The organism is Chryseobacterium sp. BIGb0232, assembly GCF_024810195.1.
Classification (GTDB): Bacteria; Bacteroidota; Bacteroidia; order Flavobacteriales; family Weeksellaceae; genus Chryseobacterium; species Chryseobacterium pennae.
This window is the reverse complement of the sequence record NZ_JANUEH010000011.1, coordinates 93784-110581: the sequence shown is the minus strand read 5'-3', so window position 1 is coordinate 110581 and position 16798 is coordinate 93784. Positions and strand designations below refer to the sequence as shown.

The following is a 16798-nucleotide window of genomic DNA, read 5'->3' as shown; positions in this document are numbered from 1 at the left end:
CTTTTTAAGAGAAATAAGTTCCTATAAATGTAGGGAATACCATTCTCCATAATGGCCAGTCGTGGCCGATCCATTTTCTTTCATCATACCAGAAATCAATGCCTTTTACTCTTAGAATTTCTGCCATTTCAATATTTTTATCCTTACAGATATCCTGGTCAGAAGTACTCAGCACAATATGCATATGCTTATACTTCCAGGCTTCATCATTTCTTATAAATTCCCTTGGACAGTTAAAATACACCAGGTCATCGGAATATCCATCCATAAAATTTCTTATACTGAAAGCCCCTGAGAGACAAAACAGATGAGAAACTACATCCGGAAACCTAAAAGCAAAATTAGCAGCATGATAGCCTCCGAAACTAGCTCCCGCAACAGCTACACGATGGGTCTTATGGATTTTCTGAATGTATGGAACAAATTCCTTGATCAGGAACTGAACATACCTTTCATAGTTTCTGATTCTTTGTTGTGGTGATATTTTTTCATCATAAAAACTCCAGCTGTCAATGGTTTGAATATTATAGAGTTTTACTTTTCCCTGCTCTATGAACCAATTGATACTTCCGTTAAGGTGAAAATCATGGTTTTGGGTATATTGTCCTTGGGAAGTGGGGAACATGATGATAGGATAGCCGGAATGTCCCGTCACTTCTACTTTAAGACTTGTTCCCAATAGGTTGGAATAATAATCAGTATGTTCTATATGAGGCATTTATATTCTACTTTTATGTTTGTGTATAATTAACTGCTCAGTTTGCCGGCTTTAGGAGGAAGAACATTCAGCATTTCTGCATTGATCTTTTCCGCAGCACTGTCCAGTCTGTCTTCTATCACTGAAGCATCACTGGATTTGTAAACAATTCCGGCATGGTAGTCTATAGGAAGAAATTTTACAACCTCCTCACATTCAAATTTAGTATAGTCCGGTTCTTTATCTTTAATCAGTGCAATAATAAGCCCTGCGTAATATCCGGTAGGTGGGGAAACGCTATAGTTGTTGTTTCTTAAAAGAGCATCTTCGATCTTAGCCCATTCTCTCCATATATTAATGTTGCTTGAAGCTTCCACCAAATCAGGAATATGAGCACCGCCTACTCTTGAGGAGGTTTCCAGAAAATACCATTTTCCATCTTCCTTGCCACGGATGAATTCCGTATGGGTAGCTCCATTGAGGAGTCCAAAGTTGGAAAGTACTCTGGAATTGATCTCTTCCAATGCTTTGAACTCATCGGAATATCTTCCTAAAGTTTTAGATCTGAAAACACCTCCTTCATGAGAAACCTGCATGGGAGGAGCCAGATATTTTGATGCAGAAGTAAATATAATTTCCTTATTGAATGTAAGGCTGTCTACATGATAAACATCCCCTGGTTTAAAGCTTTCCAGCAGGAAAAGATGGCGTTCTTCCCCAAGCACTTCAAGGGCTTCATGAAGCTGCTCTTTGGTCATGATTTTTTTAATTCCTGATGCTGATGCTTCTGAACGGGGTTTCAATACCCATGGTGCAGGAACTCTGTCTACGAATTCATTCACGGTATCATCATTGAAAACAGCTGTGAATTCTGGAACACTGATCCCGGAATCTTTTGCCTTTTGGCGCATGGCCAGCTTATCTCTGAAATAACGGTGGGTAGTTTGTCCCATACCCGGAATACGGAACGTTTCCCGGATCAGGGCAGCCTTTTCCACATCGTAGTCATCAAGAGCGACTACAGCATCTACTTTTCTGGTTTTCATAAGGTGTGAAAAACCTTGGATCAGATTCTCCAGATTCCATACGGAAGGTTTGATTTCAGGCATATAAAATACCTCATCAATGGCATGCCAGGGCCAGTTTTTTTCTTTAAGATTTTCTGATGTTACTAAGATGATTTTATTACCAAGCCTCTTCATTTCATCCATGAAGTCATAGCCCTTGTAATAGCACGAAATACATACTATAATTTTCTCCTCCATATAATGTTTTTTAAGTTTTAGTGAATTTTCAAAAATAAATGCAATTCTTTATTGTTTGATTAATATCAAAAATTGGAATATGATGCGCTTTTATGAATCACTAATCAAGTATACAGAGAATTTTTGTAATAAACTAATTTTTAGTGATAATTTTCGATTAAATCCGAGAGCAATTGAACCCCATAACCGGTAGCTGCTTTTTCTTTAGCATATCCTACATTTCCAAAAGCTACACCAGCAATGTCCAAATGTGCCCATTTAGGGTGATTTTCAGTGAAGTGCTCTAGAAATTTGGCTGCAATAATACAGTCTCCAATAGGCTTTAATGACATGTTTTTTAAGTCGGCTACATCAGATTGTATATCATCTTTCCAGACATCCCATAACGGAAGATTCCAGAGTCTTTGGTTGGTGTGATCTCCGGTTTTAATCAAAAGCGTTTTCAGCTCTTCATTATTGGAAAACATTGCTCCGCAAGTGTCACCAAACATTCTTACTGCACTGCCCGTTAAAGTAGCCAGGTCAATAAGGAAATCTGTTTTGTAGTTTTTGACTAAATAAGAAAGTCCATCGGCAAGGATCAATCTGCCTTCTGCATCGGTATCCATAACTTCAATAGTTTTACCATTGTAGGCTGTGATAACATCACTTGGAAGTAGGGCTTTTTCAGAAATAGCATTGTCAGTAATCGGGAGTACGGCTATGATATTAACGGGTAAATTCATTTCAGCAGCATAGATTAAAGTTCCTAAAACAGCTGTTGCCCCACCCATGTCAGATTTCATATAGTGCATATTGGTAAAGGGTTTCAGAGAAATTCCTCCAGTATCAAACAATACACATTTTCCAACCAATCCAAATGTTTTGGCGTTCTTCACTGTAGTTTTATATTCTAAAATAGTGAAAGCTGCATCATGGGCACTTCCTTGGTTAACGGCAAGATAAGCTCCAAGCCCAAGCTCTTCGCATTTCTTTCTGTTGAAAACCGTATATTTTAATTCATATTTTTTAGCAAGATTTTTAAGGTACAGACTGAAAATATCAGGCTTTTTAAGATTGGCTGGTTTATTCATCCACTCCTGGCAGGCGATTTGCCCGTTGCTTAATGCTTCAGCCTTCTGTTCAATATGGTCTAACTTTTTCTGGCTTAAATTTTCAAAATGAAGCTCAAATTTTGTATTCCAGAAAGGATGGTTTTTTTCAAAAGGATAGTGATAGGTTCCTATAAGCAGTCCTTTTACGAATTCCTCAAACTGTTTTTCATTAAGGAAATCGGCCAATAGCAAAGTAGGAACTGTATGTAATTTTTCCTTTTGGGTTTGTGAAAACTTTAAGGCAACCTGCTGAAGCTCGAAATTTTGCAGGGTTGATTTTCCAAGGCCGATAAAATAAGTAATTCCTTCTTCATGGGCATTCACAAAAACTTCGTGTTTTTTTCCGGTGAAGAATGTAGCTATATTTTTATTGAAATTCTTACTTGTTTTCGTCCATTCTTCTTCAGTGAATAAGTGGAAAACCTGAGTGTAATTTTTATTTTTTTTGTTGATTAGTTTCATAAATTTAGTTCTTAATGCTTTGTTGTTGTGGTTTTACTTCTACAGGGTTTTCAGTGTTGTCATAATACAGCCATTCGATAGCCCGCGGAAATTCCTGTGACCAGTAAAATTCACTGTGGGTTCCTTCTGGATTGATGTTGGTCTTGAACTCAAAGTCGAAAAAACTCTTTTTTTCCCATCTTTTCAGATATTCTTCGAAAATATGAATTCTTTTAACCATTTTAGACCCTTCCTGTCCGCCACCATATAAGTATATTTTGGTCTTAAATGGAACCCGGAAGTTCATCATTGGAAAATTATTGTTAGGCTCTACCCATAGGGAAGGGGAGAAAATTAATAATTTAGAATAAACTTCGGGATAAAGAAATCCACTGTAGATGCTGATCAGAGCCCCTAATGAACTTCCTCCGATACCTGTGTTATCCCTATCTTTTTTGGTTCGATAATTTGCATCTACATAAGGTTTTAAAGTGTCTGTGATAAAACGGATGTATTTCTTCCCTTCGGAGCCATTGGCGACGTTATCATTATCGAAGATGTACTCTTTGATTCGGTCTTCACTTCCATGTTCTATGGCAATGACGATAATGTCTCCCCGTCCGTATTCTGCAAGAATAGAGAGCTTTTTATCGATTTCCCAGTTCCCGAAGCCGCTTCCTTCATTAAAAAGGTTTTGAGCATCCTGAAGATATAAAACGGGATAGCTCTTCTCTGATGTATGATAATCATAAGGAAGCACTGCCCATATTTTACGGTAACGATCCAGCTGCGGGATATAGAATTTCTCGGAAATCACTTCAGCAGTAGGGAAGAATTCTTCTTTGAAAGGGCCCCAGTTTAACCTCCATTTTTCAACTGTATCAGACGTTTTCTGTAGTGTTTTTTTTGTTTTCCGGTTAGGAGTGATATTTCCGTATTTATCCAGCTCTACATTTTCCCAGCCTCCTTTGGTGAATTTGTATTCAATTTCATCAGCAAGTTTTTCATCTTCAATTTCTATGAAATAATGAAACGAATCTGATAGTTTGAGCTGGTAATTATAGTCTTTTGGATTCCAATTGTTGAAATTTCCGGTGATAAATACTGGTCTGTCATCTTTTTCATCAGTATAAAGTTCAAACCTCATCATAAGTGTTTAATAAATATTAGTTGGCTAAATTTATAAAAAAGATTGTTTTGGAATCATAAAAAAGTGAATTAAAAAATGATATATTTGATAGGAAACGAAAGAGGAAAAGGAACTTGATAATTATTTGATGAATAATTCATCGCTGTTGCCAGTATTTTTCGTAGTTTCAGGCAAAATATAAATACAAACTGATTTTGATGAACTCTGTTAAAACCTATACGCTTTTCACCGATCATGATGTGTACCTTTTCAAAGAAGGCAGGCATTATAAGCTGTATGGTAAGTTTGGGGCGCATTCTGTAGAGAAGGAGGGGGTAAAAGGAGTTTATTTTTCAGTTTGGGCACCCAATGCTAAAAAGGTTTCCGTGATAGGAAATTTTAATAACTGGAACCATAAAGATCATATTCTGTTCCCAAGATGGGACGGATCAGGAATTTGGGAAGGTTTTATCGAAGACTTAACCTGGGGAACCTTATATAAGTACGCTGTTGAAACGACAAGAGGAGAGATCCTGGAGAAAAGTGATCCTTATGCATTAAGCTGGGAACAGAATATTCAGGCTGCTTCATTGGTGTCTACAACCTGGTATGAGTGGAATGACAAGGAATGGATGGAAAGCCGCGGGGCGAAAAATAGTCTGGATGCGCCTATATCTGTTTATGAGCTGCATTTAGGCTCATGGCTAAGGGATGAAAAAGATCCTGACCGATTTTTAAATTATCGCGATATTGCTAAAAAACTCGTTCCCTATATAAAAGAAATGGAGTTTACTCATGTAGAGTTCATGCCTGTAATGGAGTATCCGTATGATCCAAGCTGGGGATATCAGATCACTGGATTTTACGCAGCAACTTCGCGTTTTGGTTCACCGCAGGACCTGATGTTTCTCATCGATGAGCTGCATCAAAATAATATTGGAGTTATTCTGGATTGGGTACCTTCACATTTTCCGGGAGATGCTAACGGACTTTACCGTTTTGATGGGTCTCACCTATATGAACATGAGGATCCGAGAAAAGGATTTCACCCCGATTGGAAGTCACATATTTTCAATTATGGAAGAAATGAAGTGAAATCTTTCCTGATTTCCAATGCAATGTTCTGGCTGGACCGTTATCATGCTGATGGACTTCGTGTAGATGCGGTAACCTCAATGCTTCATCTGGATTATTCAAGGAATGAAGGTGAATGGGAACCTAATATATATGGCGAAAATGTGAATCTTGAAGCCAAAGCCTTTCTGCAGGAGTTTAATACGGCTGTCTATAAACAATTCGGGAACAGTATTATGACTATTGCTGAAGAAAGTTCCGATTTTCCGATGCTTACCAAGCCCGTTCATGATGGTGGTGTAGGATTTGGAATGAAGTGGATGATGGGCTGGATGCATGATACACTGGATTACTTTAAAGAAGATTTTGCCAATAGAAAGTTTCAGCATCATAAGCTCACGTTTGCCTCTATGTATATGTATAATGAAAATTATATGATGCCTTTATCACATGATGAAGTGGTACATGGAAAAGCAAGTCTGATCTATAAAATGAAAGGGGATGAATGGCAAAAGTTTGCCAATCTTCGTACCCTGTATGTATATATGTATACCCATCCGGGCGCCAAGCTGCTTTTTATGGGGGATGAATTCGGGCAGACCAGTGAATGGAATTTTACCCAAAGCCTGGATTGGCACCTGTTGAAATACCCTGTTCATAAAGGATTACAGGATCTGGTAAAAGAACTGAATCATTTATATAGGACGGAACCCGCTTTGTATGAAAATCAGTTTGATAAAAACGGTTTTGAATGGATAGAAGCAGATGATCTTGAAAACTCAGTTTATGTTTATCTTAGAAAAGGTAAAAAACGTGATGATATTCTGATGACAGTGCTGAATCTGGCGCCGAAGGTACTAGACTATAAAATAAAGGTTTCAACCGGAACCCATTGGGAAGTCATTTTTAATTCTGATCATAAAGAATATAGCGGAAGCGGGGTAGAAGCAGACCTATTGGAGGAGAAAGATGATCATGGAACAGAACATGAAAGGTTCATAACAATCAAATTGCCACCTCTAGCGGGGGTTATTTTGAGACAGAAAAAAGATAAAAAGTATAAATTACACAGAATCAAACACAGAAGATAAAAATGGTTATTTATCATTTAAGTACAGAATGCTATCCTGTAGCAAAAGTAGGAGGCCTGGCAGATGTTGTTGGGGCACTTCCGAAATATCAGAATAAAATAAAAGGAATAGATGCCAAGGTGGTAATGCCGTGGTACAATAAACCCTTTGTTTATGATCATGAATTTGATGTCATTTTTGATGGATTCATTCATCAGGGATCCAATATGCTGCAGGTTCAGGTCATGAAAGAGAAAACAAATGTGTTGGGATTCGAACTTTATATGGTGAAGGTTCCCGGACTGCTGGATAGAGACAATCCTTACGGTTATCAGGATGAAAGTTTCCAGTTTTTAGCCTTTCAACAGGGAATACTACACTGGATGTGTGCTATGGAAATCAAGCCGGATGTATTGCACTGTCATGATTATCATACCGGATTGGTTCCTTTTATGGTACAGCATTGCCCCGAATTTAATTTTCTGCAGGGGGTAAAAACGATTGGAACCATTCATAATGGTGAATATCAGGGGATGATGAGCTGGAATATGGCGAATAATATGCCTTCTTTTGATGCTTATAAATGGGGTTTAATGGATTGGAACGGGTTTATAAATCCATTGGCAAGTATGCTTAAATGTTCTCATGCCTTTACTACAGTTTCCGAAGGATATCTGGAAGAACTTTTTATCAGCTTTCGCGGACTTGAAAGTCTGGTCCGTCAGGAATTCGGTAAAGCTTATGGGATCATCAACGGAATTGATACTGAAGTTTGGGATCCTGAAACCGATCCGATGCTGGATTTTAATTTTAACAGTAAAAATGCTGTAGTCCAAAAGAAAAAGAACAAGGAGAAACTTTGTAAAGAATATGGTTTAAAACCTGAGCTTCCTTTATTTGCGTTCATTGGTAGATTTGCAACAGAAAAAGGAGCTGACTTCCTGCCGGATGTAGTCTGGCGAAGCATCAAGCAAAGTTATGGCGCTTTAAATATCATGATCCTTGGATCTGGAAATACTTATATTGAGAATAAGCTGAAGGAATACGATTATACTTACACCAACTTTGCTTTAGATCTGGGATATAAAGAACATCTTTCTCATAAGATCTATGCCTCGGCAGATTTTCTGCTAATGCCGTCAAGAGTAGAACCATGCGGCTTGAACCAGATGTATTCTATGAGATACGGAACGGTTCCTGTAGTAAGATATACCGGTGGATTGAGAGATACAGTGGAAGATATTTCAACAGGCGGAGCAGGACTGAACTTCACCTATCCCGGTGTAGATGATATTGTACATGCGATGAACAGAGCCCTTGGAATCTACAATCAGAAAGGAATGATGAAAGAACTTATTCATGCCAATATGAATTTTGACTTTGCATGGGAGAAATCTGCAGAAAAATATATAGCTTTATATAATAGCTGATATGACACGAGTTTTTTCTTTTTTATTGATCATAATAATGCTGTCTTCCTGTAAAAAAGAAGATGGTAGCCTTCATAATGGGTATTTTTGGATCTATGGATCTGGTCTTATAGATATGTATGGCCAAGAAGCAACCAAGGCTATATCTGAAAAGTGGAAGATAAAACAAGTGCATGCCGGAGGTTGTGTGATTGATAATGAAACAGAGAAAAAGATAAGGGCTGCCAATAAAAAAACTCTGGCAGCTATTGCAAAGAAATATGGTAAAGGCTGGGAGGCACAATATGATAAGGATATAGAAGATTATGCTGTGAAAAGAGCCAATGTAATGGATGTCCTGCTTGTGAATAAACTATTCCACAAGAAGCTTAGCAATTATAATGTTTCATTTGATGATGTTAATAATGAAATAACAGTACTGAATGATCCTGAGCAATATGAAGTAACTGTAGTAAATCCGAGATTGAAATATGAAAATAAAATTTGTTTCAGGGTAAAGGTAAATACCCAAAACAGAACAGTAAACTTAATAAAATAAAAAACGCAATATATTTATGAACCGAAATGTAATCTCTATTGTATTGGGCGGCGGCAGAGGAACAAGATTATTCCCGTTAACGTATACCAGATCAAAACCGGCAGTTCCTATTGCAGGAAAATACAGGCTGGTGGATATTCCGATCTCAAACTGCCTGAACTCTGGCCTGAATAAAATCCTGGTACTTACTCAGTTTAATTCAGCATCTTTAAATTCACATATCAAGAACTCTTATCACTTTGATATCTTCAGCAAAGGTTTCGTAGATATTCTTGCTGCTGAGCAGAATGTGGAAAATGAAAGCTGGTATCAGGGAACAGCAGACGCCGTGCGCCAGTCTATGAAACATCTTGAAAAATATGATTATGATTATATCTTAATCCTTTCCGGAGATCAGCTTTATCAGATGGATTTCAGGGAAATGCTGGATTTTCATATTGAAAACGGAGGAGATGTAACCATTGCAACCATTCCGGTGAACGCCAAAGATGCAACCGGTTTTGGGATCCTAAAATCTGATGATGAAGGAAATATCACCTCTTTCTATGAAAAACCGGATTATGATATGCTGGAAGGTTTAAAATCTGAAGTATCAGAAGAGAATAAGCATAAAGGAAAAGAATTCCTGGCCTCTATGGGAATCTATATTTTTACAAAGACCATTCTGAAAAAAATGTTTGATGAAGGAGCTGGTGATGATTTCGGGAAAGATATTATTCCAAGCTCTATTGGGAAATATAAGACATTAAGTTATCAGTACGAAGGATATTGGACGGATATTGGAACGATAGAGTCGTTTTATGAAGCCAACCTGGATCTTTGTCTGGATCTTCCACAGTTCAACCTGTTCTCCTCCTCTCCAATCTATACAAGAGCGAGAATGCTTCCGCCATCTAAAATCAACGGTTCTTATGTAAGCAAGGCTGTATTTGGAGATGGATGTATCATTATGGCAGATAAAATTGAAAACTCTGTGATAGGAAACCGAACCAGGATAGATAAAGGCAGTACTATCGTTAATTCCTACGTCATGGGAGCTGATTTCTATCAGAATACGACAGAAATTGTTCTGAACGACAGAGGGGGCCGTCCGAATATGGGAATCGGAAAATACTGTTATATTGAAAAAGCAATCCTTGACAAAAACTGCTCCATTGGAGATAATGTGAAGATCATCGGTGGAAAACATATTCCGGATGGTGATTATGGAACTTATTCTGTACAGGATGGTATCGTAGTCGTGAAGAAAGGAGCGATACTGTTGCCGGGAACACATATTGGGTAAGAAGGAAGGAAGAAGGAAGAAGGAAGAAGGAAGAAGGAAGAAGGAAGCTGGAGGCTGGAAGTTATTTAGGTCGAAACAATGACTCTGCAACTTTTTTATTGAAATATAAGTTAGTTTATATGATAAATCCAATCAAGAGATTATCATTAATTATTCGAATAACAGTGGCTTCCAGCTTCCATCACCCGGCTTCCAGCCTTTCATTAGGTTAATTATTGTTAAACATATAATTAGAGTGATCAGCATATTGGTCACTTTTTTTATTTGTATTACTTTTGTGCAATGCGTATTTTTAAATATTTAACGGTAGTTATTGTTCTTTTGGGAGGTGCTTATGCTGCTTCCATGTATTATTTTGTAGATGAAAGCAAGAATTTTACAGTTGAGAAAGAAATTGATTATCCGGTAGATAAAGTTTTTGGACAGTTCAATAATCTCCAGAATTTTACAAGATGGAACAACTTTTTTACCAGTTCACAGTCTATGGATATAGATTATTATACACCTTATGAAGGGAAGGGAAGTGCCATCAGTTACGTAGATAAAAAAAATGATACGGATGGCGAAATGTTCATTCGTTATGAGAACCTGAATAAGACCTTAAAATACCAGCTTTTTGAAGATGAAAATGAAAATCCGACCTTAGTTGATGTGAAATTCAAGCCTGTTTCTGCAGAAAAGACAAAAATTACCTGGTACGTACACACTCCTAAACTATCTGTCTGGAGAAGAGTAGAGAACTTCTGGACAGAGGACCGTTTTGCTGAAAATATCAACAAAAGTATGGTCAATCTTAAAAATTCATTAGGAAATAAGGTTGAAAAAGACAATCAGATGGCAGCGATCAAGTATGACAGTCTGTTGGTGGAGAATGAAGAAGATAAACTGTTGTTGGGGATCAATGTGAGTACCGCCAATAAAAAAGATGCCCTTTACAAAAATATCGTGATGAATTATAACAAAGTCTATAATTTTGTATCGATGGACCTTGGTAAAAAAGATGATGAATTTGGGTATCCGGTTCTGATGACTGATGCGGATAATTACAAAGACAAAGAAGTTTCTTACTTCCTCGGAATTCCACTTTCCAAGAAAATTGGAGTGTCTGACAATAATTTCAATTTTAGGTCTGTAAATCCATCACAAAACTACGTAATGTACTACAAAGGGAGCTATGAAGGCCGAATAAAAGCTATTCAGCAGTTGATTCTGAAAGCCAAAAAAGATGAGATGCGCTTCGGAGATATCCGTCAGACCTTTATAGAACGTCCGATGGAAGGTCAGGACGTGAACATGAAGCTCTCATTATCAGTGTATAAGTGATTTTTTTTTAATTATTTTTTTCTTAAGTTTTTTTAACGGTTTCAGACTGTTCTAACTCGGTTTTTTTTATTAAATTTGAAGATTAATTCTACAAATAAATTTTAATAAATAGATAAACTGTAATAATGGACAGATTTTCATTCCTAAACGCAGCTCATTCTCAGTTAATTGAGGATTTATACCAACAGTACTTAAAATTCCCGGATTCTTTAGAACCATCATGGAAAGCCTTCTTTCAAGGCTTCGATTTTGCTTTGGAGAACTACGGAGATGACGATAACATTCAATTTATTCAGGCCCCGGCCAACGCTGCTCCGGCAGTACAACAAATTTCTCAGGCAGTAACAAGCGGAGAAGTTCCTGAACACATCAAGAAAGAATTTAAAGTAGTAAACCTTATTGAGGCTTACAGAACAAGAGGGCACCTGTTTACAAAGACAAACCCAGTTAGAGAAAGAAGACACTATACCCCTACTTTAGATATCGAGAACTTCGGTCTCTCTACAGCAGATTTAAATACAAAATTCAACTGTGCAGTTGAAACAGGGATGAAAGAGCCTGCTACTTTAGCAGATTTAATCAAGCACCTTGAAAATATCTACTGTGATTCTATCGGGGTTGAATATACATACATCAACAACGTTGAAGAAAAAGATTTTATCAAAAAATGGCTTCAGGTAAATGAAAACCACCCAAGCCTTTCTGCGAATGAAAAAACAGAAATTTTATTAAAATTAAATCAGGCAGTAGCCTTTGAAAATTATCTTCATACAAAATTTGTAGGTCAGAAAAGATTCTCACTGGAAGGTGGAGAAACATTAATCCCAGCTTTAGATCAATTGATCTCAAGATCTTCTCAATTGGGAGTAGATGAAGTGGTATTAGGTATGGCTCACAGAGGAAGGCTAAATGTATTGTCAAACATCTTCGGAAAATCTTACAAGCAGATCTTCTCAGAATTTGAAGGAAAAGAATTCGAAGAAGATGTATTCTCAGGTGACGTTAAATATCACTTAGGATCATCTAAAAAGATCAAAACTGCTTCAGGAGAAGAAGTGTGTATCAACCTGACTCCGAACCCATCTCACCTTGAAACGGTAGCAGCTTTAGTAGAAGGAATCTGCCGTGCGAAAGTAGATGATAAGTATAAAGACTATTCTAAAGTATTACCAATCATCATTCATGGTGACGGTGCTATTGCAGGACAGGGTATTGCTTATGAAGTAGCTCAGATGATGACTCTTGAAGGATACAGAACAGGTGGTACAGTTCACATTGTAGTAAACAACCAGGTATCTTTCACCACGAACTTCCATGATGCAAGATCTTCAACATACTGTACAGACATCGCAAAAGTTACAGAATCTCCTGTAATGCACGTAAATGCTGATGATGCTGAAGCAGTAGTTCACGCAATTCACTTTGCAGCAGATTTCAGAGCAAAATTCGGGAAAGATGTGTACATCGATTTATTAGGATACAGAAAATATGGTCATAACGAAGGGGATGAGCCAAGATTTACACAGCCTAACCTTTACAAGGCGATTTCTAAGCATCAGAACCCAAGAGAAATCTATAAAGATAAATTAATCAACGACAGCGTTATCTCTAACGATATCATCAAAAAGATGGAGGTTGATTTCAAAGCACTTTTAGATAAAGACTTTGATGCTTCCAAAGAGATCGAGAAAAACGTAATGGATCTGTTCATGGCTGAAGATTGGGTGGATTATCCAATCGGAAAGAGAGGGGCAGTTCAGTTACCTGTTGATACAAAATATGACTTAGCGAAGTTGAAAGAGCTGGCGCTTACAATGTCAACACTTCCGGCTGATAAAAAGTTCATCAACAAGATTACAAGACTTTTCGAAAACAGAATCAAGGCTATTGAAGGAAACTCATTAGACTGGGCACTAGGAGAGTGGTTAGCCTATGCTACACTACTTGTAGAAGGTCACAATGTAAGAATCTCAGGAGAAGATGTAGAAAGAGGTACATTCTCTCACAGACATGCTGTTGTAAAAACAGAAGATACAGAAGAAGAATATATCCCGTTAAGACACGTTTCAGAAAGCAGATTTGATGTATTCAACTCTCACCTTTCAGAATATGGTGTTCTAGGTTTCGACTATGGATATGCAATGGCTTCTCCAAATACATTAACCATCTGGGAAGCTCAGTTCGGAGACTTCGTGAACGGTGCCCAGATCATCGTTGACCAGTACTTGGCAGCTGCAGAAGAAAAATGGAAAATCCAGGACGGATTGGTAATGTTATTGCCTCATGGTTCGGAAGGTCAGGGTGCAGAACACTCTTCAGCAAGATTGGAGAGATTCTTAACACTTTGTGCTAATGAAAATATGGTAGTGGCAAATATTACTTCCCCTGCCAACTACTTCCACTTATTGAGAAGACAGTTGAAATGGGCGTTCAGAAAGCCATTGATCGTAATGAGTCCTAAATCTTTATTGAGACACCCTAAAGTAGTTTCTCCACTTGAAGATTTCGCAACAGGTTCATTCCAGCCAATCTTAGATGATCCAGCTGCAGATCCTAAAAAAGTAGAAAAATTAGTTCTTTGTTCAGGTAAACTGTACTTCGAATTATTAGCTAAAAAAGAAGAATTAAACTGTGAAAACATTGCATTAGTAAGATTCGAACAGTTGTATCCACTTCAGACAGATGCTATTGAAGCGATTTTCAGCAAATACGAAAACAGAACACAATTGGTATGGGCTCAGGAAGAACCTGAAAACATGGGAGCTTGGTCTTATATCCTGAGAAACTTCAGAGATACAGGAATCCAGGTAGTATCTCCTGTACCGAGCGGTGCTCCGGCTCCAGGTAGCCATAAGATGTTTGAAAAAAATCAAAATGCAGTGATCAACAGAGTTTTCGACAGAGACGATGCTCCAGCAAAAAGACCTGTTACAGCTTAATTTAAATAATATCCAATTAAAAAATAAAAAATACTCGATATGTCAGTTTTAGAAATGAAAGTTCCTTCACCGGGCGAATCAATCACAGAAGTTGAAATTGCAACTTGGCTAGTAAAAGATGGTGATTATGTAGAAAAAGATCAACCTATCGCTGAAGTAGACTCAGACAAAGCAACTCTTGAATTGCCGGCAGAACAAAGTGGTGTTATCACTTTAAAAGCAGAAGAAGGTGAGGTAGTACAAGTAGGTCAGGTAGTTTGTTTAATTGATATGGATGCTGCAAAACCAGCTGGTGGTGCACCTGCTGCTGAAGCTCCAAAACAGGAAGAAGCTCCAAAAGCTGCTGAACCTGCTAAACAAGAAGCTCCGAAACCAGCTGCTCCGGTTGCTGCTCCACAAACTTATGCTACAGGAGCTCCTTCTCCATCTGCTAAGAAGATCCTTGACGAAAAAGGAATGGATGCTGCACAGGTTTCAGGAACAGGAAGAGACGGAAGAATCACTAAAACTGATGCTGAATTAGCTGCAGTTCCTGCATTAGGAGGAAACTCTCTTACAGCTACAGGTGCTAGATCTACCACTACAACTAAACTTTCAGTTTTAAGAAGAAAAATCGCTCAGAGACTAGTTTCTGTGAAGAATGAAACAGCGATGTTAACAACTTTCAACGAAGTTGACATGTCTGAAATCTTCAGATTAAGAAAACTATATAAAGAAGAATTTGCTCAAAAGCACGGAGTTGGACTTGGTTTCATGTCTTTCTTTACAAAAGCGGTTACAAGAGCATTAGAAATGTACCCTGATGTAAATGCATCTATCGATGGAGATTACAAAATAAACTATGATTTCTGCGATATTTCAATTGCAGTTTCAGGCCCTAAAGGATTAATGGTTCCTGTATTGAGAAATGCAGAAAACATGTCTTTCAGTGCAGTTGAAGCAAACATCAAAGATCTTGCTACAAAAGTAAGAGACGGTAAAATTACAGTTGACGAAATGACTGGTGGTACTTTCACGATTACAAACGGTGGTACTTTCGGATCTATGTTGTCTACACCAATCATCAACCCGCCACAATCTGCAATCTTAGGAATGCACAACATCATCCAGAGACCAGTTGCTGTTGACGGGCAGGTAGTAATCAGACCAATGATGTACGTAGCAATGTCCTATGACCACAGAATTATCGACGGAAAAGAATCTGTAGGATTCCTTGTAGCGGTAAAAGAAGGTATCGATAATCCTGTTGAAGTATTAATGGGAGGTAACGAAAGAAAAGGCCTTGGGTTATAGTTTTTAATAAAATTATAATGTAAATATATAATCTCGCCTTAAAAAAGGCGAGATTTTTGTATCCATTAAGAAAATACTACAATGATGTTTTCAAAAATGACTTCCAATATCAAAGTTTCAGTAATACCTGAATATGATAGTAAAAACAGTTATCCATCTGAAAACCGTTATGTTTTCAAGTACAATATCACTATAGAAAATGACGGAAGCTTTCCTATAAAAGTACTGAAAAGAAAATGGCTCATCTTCGATGTAGGATTCGGATTCACAGAAATTATAGGTGACGGGATTATCGGTCTGACTCCGGAGATCGGAACAGATGAAAATTTTGCCTACTTCTCTAATGTAATGCTTCGTTCCGGAGTAGGAAGTATGAGTGGGAAATACCTTGTTAAAAACCTTGAAACAAAGGAGACTTTCGAGATTGATATCCCAAAATTTAACCTGCTTTCAGAAGTTTTAAGTAATTAAAATTATTCTTTAATAAATTGATGTCTGCTAATACCACTTTGAGATTTTACTTCCATGAAGTAGCCCCCTTTCAGCAGGTTAGAGACATTGATTTTAGCATCAGTAGAATGATTCTGAAGAATTAATTTTCCTTCTGTATTATACACTTTTATCCACTCAATACGTTCTGCATTTTTAAGATGAACAGAGCCCTCTTTTACAGGATTAGGGTAAAGTGCTATTGCTTTACCAGACAGGGGTAAGTAGGTGTTATTTGTCCCCAGAGTACCATTTTCATAATATGCCTGATCCCCGGCATCGTTGGTTATAATAAGCGTTTTTACTCCATTGGCAAAAATAATCTGATAGTTAAAGGAGGTAGTTCCCATACTGAAATAACCTGTATATTGATTATTAAAAGCTGTGTTTTCCGGCATTGTACAGTTTGGTGTATTGCCACCACCGGCACCAAGAGTCCAGACATTGAAGCTGCTGGCCGTTATTTCACTGTCATAAATTAATGCCCATATACTTCCTCCACAGATAGGAATCATCATATTGGTTAATGCATTAGGAGCAGATGGAGAGTTGGGGGAAGTTGAAAAAGTTAAAACAGGGCTTCCCATTTCACTGTTTTGTGGAAGATTGTAAGTGATGTTATTTCTTACTACTTTCTTTAAATTCCAGTCTATATTATGGAGTTGTGTTTGTGCATGCGTAAAACTACCGACAATCGCGGTAAGAGAAAGTAAAAGTCTTTTCATGGTTTT

The 16798-nt window shown here is 37.6% G+C and carries 13 protein-coding genes; 8 read left to right on the top strand and 5 right to left on the bottom strand.

Annotation, left to right across the window (positions count from 1 at the left end; genetic code table 11):
• Positions 1-4 precede the first annotated feature (4 nt).
• The 4 genes from M2372_RS20535 to M2372_RS20520 form a co-directional block, all read right to left on the bottom strand.
• Positions 5-718 carry an alpha/beta hydrolase-fold protein gene (locus M2372_RS20535; RefSeq protein ID WP_123318966.1) on the bottom strand — a complete coding sequence of 238 codons (714 nt, stop codon included), beginning with the start codon at positions 716-718 and terminating at the stop codon, positions 5-7.
• 29 nt (positions 719-747) lie between these two features.
• A complete protein-coding gene (locus tag M2372_RS20530; protein WP_123318967.1) occupies positions 748-1962 on the bottom strand; it encodes an acetyl-CoA carboxylase biotin carboxylase subunit family protein in 1215 nt (404 codons plus the stop codon).
• A 140-nt stretch (positions 1963-2102) separates the two neighbouring features.
• Positions 2103-3518 carry a leucyl aminopeptidase family protein gene (locus M2372_RS20525; protein WP_123318968.1) on the bottom strand — a complete coding sequence of 472 codons (1416 nt, stop codon included), beginning with the start codon at positions 3516-3518 and terminating at the stop codon, positions 2103-2105.
• Positions 3519-3522: 4 nt separating this feature from the next.
• Positions 3523-4647 carry an alpha/beta hydrolase gene (locus M2372_RS20520; protein WP_228455670.1) on the bottom strand — a complete coding sequence of 375 codons (1125 nt, stop codon included), beginning with the start codon at positions 4645-4647 and terminating at the stop codon, positions 3523-3525.
• Between the two features lie 197 nt (positions 4648-4844).
• On the opposite strand from M2372_RS20520, the gene glgB reads away from it, so the two are divergent.
• The 8 genes from glgB (at position 4845) to apaG (ending at position 16049) form a co-directional block, all read left to right on the top strand.
• Complete coding sequence (glgB, locus tag M2372_RS20515) at positions 4845-6791, top strand: 1,4-alpha-glucan branching protein GlgB (RefSeq protein WP_185018756.1); 1947 nt, start codon at positions 4845-4847, stop codon at positions 6789-6791.
• Positions 6792-6793: 2 nt separating this feature from the next.
• Entirely contained in the window at positions 6794-8200 is a 1407-nt protein-coding gene (locus M2372_RS20510) for a glycogen synthase (protein WP_123318970.1), read from the top strand.
• Between the two features lies 1 nt (position 8201).
• A complete protein-coding gene (locus M2372_RS20505) occupies positions 8202-8738 on the top strand; it encodes a hypothetical protein (RefSeq protein WP_148060743.1) in 537 nt (178 codons plus the stop codon).
• A 16-nt stretch (positions 8739-8754) separates the two neighbouring features.
• Positions 8755-10023 carry a glucose-1-phosphate adenylyltransferase gene (locus M2372_RS20500; RefSeq protein ID WP_115973373.1) on the top strand — a complete coding sequence of 423 codons (1269 nt, stop codon included), beginning with the start codon at positions 8755-8757 and terminating at the stop codon, positions 10021-10023.
• Between the two features lie 282 nt (positions 10024-10305).
• A complete protein-coding gene (locus tag M2372_RS20495; protein WP_123318972.1) occupies positions 10306-11346 on the top strand; it encodes a polyketide cyclase in 1041 nt (346 codons plus the stop codon).
• A 125-nt stretch (positions 11347-11471) separates the two neighbouring features.
• Entirely contained in the window at positions 11472-14285 is a 2814-nt protein-coding gene (locus tag M2372_RS20490; protein ID WP_123318973.1) for a 2-oxoglutarate dehydrogenase E1 component, read from the top strand.
• 39 nt (positions 14286-14324) lie between these two features.
• Positions 14325-15578, top strand: coding sequence for a 2-oxoglutarate dehydrogenase complex dihydrolipoyllysine-residue succinyltransferase (odhB, locus tag M2372_RS20485; RefSeq protein WP_115973376.1), 1254 nt, complete (start codon positions 14325-14327; stop codon positions 15576-15578).
• An 81-nt stretch (positions 15579-15659) separates the two neighbouring features.
• A complete protein-coding gene (apaG, locus tag M2372_RS20480) occupies positions 15660-16049 on the top strand; it encodes a Co2+/Mg2+ efflux protein ApaG (RefSeq protein WP_123318974.1) in 390 nt (129 codons plus the stop codon).
• A 2-nt stretch (positions 16050-16051) separates the two neighbouring features.
• Here the strand turns inward: apaG and M2372_RS20475 are convergent, their stop codons facing one another.
• Positions 16052-16792 (bottom strand): T9SS type A sorting domain-containing protein, encoded by a 741-nt coding sequence (locus tag M2372_RS20475; protein ID WP_123318975.1) that lies wholly within the window; start codon positions 16790-16792, stop codon positions 16052-16054.
• Positions 16793-16798 lie beyond the last annotated feature (6 nt).

Excerpts from the sequence above, each read along its gene's own strand:
- glgB (WP_185018756.1), top strand. The coding sequence starts at position 4,845 with ATGAACTCTGTTAAAACCTATACGCTTTTCACCGATCATGATGTGTAC.
- M2372_RS20520 (WP_228455670.1), bottom strand. The coding sequence starts at position 4,647 with ATGATGAGGTTTGAACTTTATACTGATGAAAAAGATGACAGACCAGTA.
- M2372_RS20525 (WP_123318968.1), bottom strand. The coding sequence starts at position 3,518 with ATGAAACTAATCAACAAAAAAAATAAAAATTACACTCAGGTTTTCCAC.
- M2372_RS20510 (WP_123318970.1), top strand. The coding sequence starts at position 6,794 with ATGGTTATTTATCATTTAAGTACAGAATGCTATCCTGTAGCAAAAGTA.
- M2372_RS20535 (WP_123318966.1), bottom strand. The coding sequence starts at position 718 with ATGCCTCATATAGAACATACTGATTATTATTCCAACCTATTGGGAACA.
- M2372_RS20500 (WP_115973373.1), top strand. The coding sequence starts at position 8,755 with ATGAACCGAAATGTAATCTCTATTGTATTGGGCGGCGGCAGAGGAACA.
- M2372_RS20505 (WP_148060743.1), top strand. The coding sequence starts at position 8,202 with ATGACACGAGTTTTTTCTTTTTTATTGATCATAATAATGCTGTCTTCC.
- M2372_RS20530 (WP_123318967.1), bottom strand. The coding sequence starts at position 1,962 with ATGGAGGAGAAAATTATAGTATGTATTTCGTGCTATTACAAGGGCTAT.
- apaG (WP_123318974.1), top strand. The coding sequence starts at position 15,660 with ATGATGTTTTCAAAAATGACTTCCAATATCAAAGTTTCAGTAATACCT.
- M2372_RS20495 (WP_123318972.1), top strand. The coding sequence starts at position 10,306 with ATGCGTATTTTTAAATATTTAACGGTAGTTATTGTTCTTTTGGGAGGT.
- M2372_RS20475 (WP_123318975.1), bottom strand. The coding sequence starts at position 16,792 with ATGAAAAGACTTTTACTTTCTCTTACCGCGATTGTCGGTAGTTTTACG.
- odhB (WP_115973376.1), top strand. The coding sequence starts at position 14,325 with ATGTCAGTTTTAGAAATGAAAGTTCCTTCACCGGGCGAATCAATCACA.
- M2372_RS20490 (WP_123318973.1), top strand. The coding sequence starts at position 11,472 with ATGGACAGATTTTCATTCCTAAACGCAGCTCATTCTCAGTTAATTGAG.